Genomic DNA, 3,067 nt, shown 5'->3' with positions numbered 1-3,067 from the left:
GTCCTGCAGCAGCTGGCGGGCCTGCTGCGCCGCCTGCTGCGCGGCCTCCAGGGCCTGACGCTGCTCGATGAGGTTGGTGATGTCCAGCCGCACGGCCACGACGTAGTTCTCGGGGGTGCGGGTTTCGTAGATGTTGATCCAGCGGCCATCGCTCAGACGCTGCACCAGGGTGGATGTGCTGCTGCCGTGCTCTGACAGGCGCTCTGCGATCCATGCCTCCTCACGTCCCTTGGCAGAAGGGATCAGGCCGCGCGAGACCGAATAGCGCAGGATGTCCACAAAACCCTTGCCCAGGTGGTCCGCATAGTTGATGTACGGATACATGCGGGACAGCTGCTGGTTGTAGAGCACCAGCCGGTCCTGCTCGTCGAAGATCTCGATGCCCACGGGCAGGGCCTCCACCGCGCGCTCCAGCAGCTGGCGCATGCGCTGGCTTTCCTGTCGGGCGGTCTCGACCTTCTGGCGCTGTTCGATCAGGTCGCTGATGTCCAGGCGCACGCACACCGTCATGCCGGACGGGGTGCGGCATTCGTGCATGTGCATCCACGTGCCGTTGGGGTAGTGGCGCACTTCGGGGCCGGGCCGATGGCCCCGGATGGCCAGCTCATGCGCCAGCCAGAGCTCTTCCTGGTCCTTGGCCTCCTCGGGGATGCCGTGGCGCAGGCCCTCGCGCAGCAGTTCCTCATACGTCTTGCCCAGGGACTCAGCCACGGGCAGGTGCGGACGCAGGCGCGCCATCTGGTCATTGCACAGCACCAGCCGGTCTTGCTCGTCATAGATGTCCAGCCCGGCGGGCATGGCATTGACGGCCTCGCGCAGGCTGCGTTCGGCACGTTCGGCGTCGTGCAGGGCCTGCTTGAGTGCGCGTTCCTTGTGCACTGCGTCCGTGATGTCGGCGCGCAGCACCACCATGCCGCCCCCCTCTTGCAGTCGCTCGGTGATGAGCATCCAGCGGTCGCCATCGACCTCCTGCACCTCGGGCTGGCCGGGCGAGCGATGGCGGGCCATGCGGTCGGCCAGCCAGGCATTGGTGTCCTGCCGCGCGGCCACGATGTGGCCGGATTCCGCAGCGCGGCGCAGCACGTCTTCAAAGCGGGTGCCGTAATCGACGGCCATGGTGGTGCCGGGGCTGACTTCCCGGTACCGGGGATTGCACAGCACCAAGCGGTCGTCAGCGTCGTAGATGGCCAGCCCGTCGGGCAGGATGTCCAGCGTGGCGCACAGCTGGTTGGTGGCCCGCTGCGCAGCATCCTGGGCGGCCCTGGCGGTGGCATGCATCGCCAGCAACCGGAGGCTCAGCCACCAGCACAGCACCGCACTGGCCACCAGCGCCAGCCCGGCACCCGCGCTGGCCAGTCGCATGGCTGGGTCCATGCTTTGGCGGGCCAGCGCCCAGGTCAGCAACCCCAAGCCCCCCGCGCCGCAAATCCCGACCACCAGTCGGACCAGCAGCTGTCCGCGCAGGGGGAGTGGTGTGGGATGAGGGGGCATGCGCTCGGGCCGGTGCGGATGGTCTAAGGGAGGTGGGCGGGTGGATGAAGAAAGAAAAAAGCAAATGTGGGCGGGCGAGCAGGCGTTTGCGTGGTAGCGGGTTGGTGGCGCATGCCCACGGCGACGGTGCTCGCGGAAAGTCTAGCAGTGCTCCCCGTTTTTCGGTATCCGAAAATGCGGAGGCGGTGCAAACCCCATAGACTCCGGGGCTGGCAGTTTCCACCCCGTGGCCCATCCCCCCTTTTTTTGGAGAAAACCGATGTTCAATGACGACCTCCATGCCGACGCTCAGGCGCTGTTGCCGGGCCGCACCACCGAAGCGGGCGCCACGCGCCGCACTGCGCTGCAGGCAGCGCTGGGCCTGGGTTATGCGGCGGCGGCTGCCCCCATCATGGCGCAGACGGCCATTGCCACGCCGGCAGACGGCCTGACGGTGGGGGAAGTGAGTTTCACGGTCAATGGCTTCAAGGTGCCGGCCTACCGCGCAGCACCGGCTGGCAAGACCGGCCTGCCCGTGGTGCTGGTGATCCAGGAAATTTTTGGCGTGCACGAATACATCGCCGACACCTGCCGCCGCTTTGCCAAGGCGGGCTACCTGGCCATTGCCCCACAGCTGTACGCGCGCCAGGGCGACGCCACCACCTATACCGACATTGCCAAGCTGATGGCTGAAGTGGTGTCCAAGGTGCCCGACGCCCAGGTGATGGCCGACCTGGACGGCGCAGTGGCATGGGCCGCAGCCAACGGGGGCGATGGCGCCCGGGTGGGGATCACCGGCTTTTGCTGGGGTGGCCGCATCACCTGGCTGTATGCCGCACACGGCCCCGTCAAGGCCGGCGTGGCATGGTACGGGCGGCTGGTGGGGCAAGCGAGCGAGCTCACCCCCAAGCACCCTGTGGACCTGGCGCCCATCCTCAAGGCGCCGGTGCTGGGCCTGTATGGTGAAAAAGACACCGGCATCCCTCTTGACACGGTTGATAAGATGAAAGCGGCCTTGTCCAGTGGCTCGCCACAGGCCAAGGCGTCGGAGTTTGTGGTGTACCCCGATGCACCGCATGCCTTCCATGCCGACTACCGCGCCAGCTACCGCAAGGAAGCGGCCGAAGACGGCTGGAAGCGTGCGCTGGCCTGGTTCAAGACTCACGGTGTGGTTTGATGCACAAACCCCCGGCCCACCAGGCCACCCGCAGCCGCCCCACACCCGGGGCGGCTTTTTTCATCTTGCATCGGGCGTGCAGATTCTGAATAAAAAATGAGCCAAGGCTTAAAGATAAAGCGCAATAAGCTATGACTTTGGTAGCAATCATTCTGGCCACACTGGCCGCTGGTATCGGCAGCGTGTGGCTGGCCGCCTTGCTCATGCGGCTGGGCCTGGGTGGGCGGAGCGACAGCGTGGGGCCGCAGCACCTGCTCAGCCTGGCCGCGGGTGCCTTGCTGGCCACGGCCTTCATGCACCTGTTGCCCGAGGCGTTCGAGAGCCAGGCGGGCGCCCACGACCTGTTTGCCACCCTGCTGGTGGGTGTGGTGTTCTTCTTTTTGCTGGACAAGGCCGAACTGTGGCACCACGGGCATGAGC

At 66.4% G+C, this 3,067-nt stretch carries 3 protein-coding genes; 2 read left to right on the top strand and 1 reads right to left on the bottom strand.

Features of this window, described 5'->3' with window-relative positions; genetic code table 11:
* Positions 1–1,491, bottom strand: a 1,491-nt coding sequence (locus tag DBR23_RS24635; RefSeq protein WP_233250723.1) for a PAS-domain containing protein, incomplete at its 3' end; no start/stop codon positions are given.
* A 259-nt stretch (positions 1,492–1,750) separates the two neighbouring features.
* Here DBR23_RS24635 and DBR23_RS24630 point away from each other — a divergent pair.
* Positions 1,751–2,647 (top strand): dienelactone hydrolase family protein, encoded by an 897-nt coding sequence (locus DBR23_RS24630; protein WP_056061167.1) that lies wholly within the window; start codon positions 1,751–1,753, stop codon positions 2,645–2,647.
* Positions 2,648–2,778: 131 nt separating this feature from the next.
* Positions 2,779–3,067, top strand: a 289-nt coding sequence (locus DBR23_RS24625) for a ZIP family metal transporter (protein WP_158276493.1), incomplete at its 3' end; no start/stop codon positions are given.

The sequence above is a fragment of the Acidovorax sp. HMWF018 genome (assembly GCF_003061035.1).
Classification (GTDB): Bacteria; Pseudomonadota; Gammaproteobacteria; order Burkholderiales; family Burkholderiaceae_C; genus Acidovorax; species Acidovorax delafieldii.
This window is presented reverse-complemented; position numbering and strand designations above follow the sequence as displayed.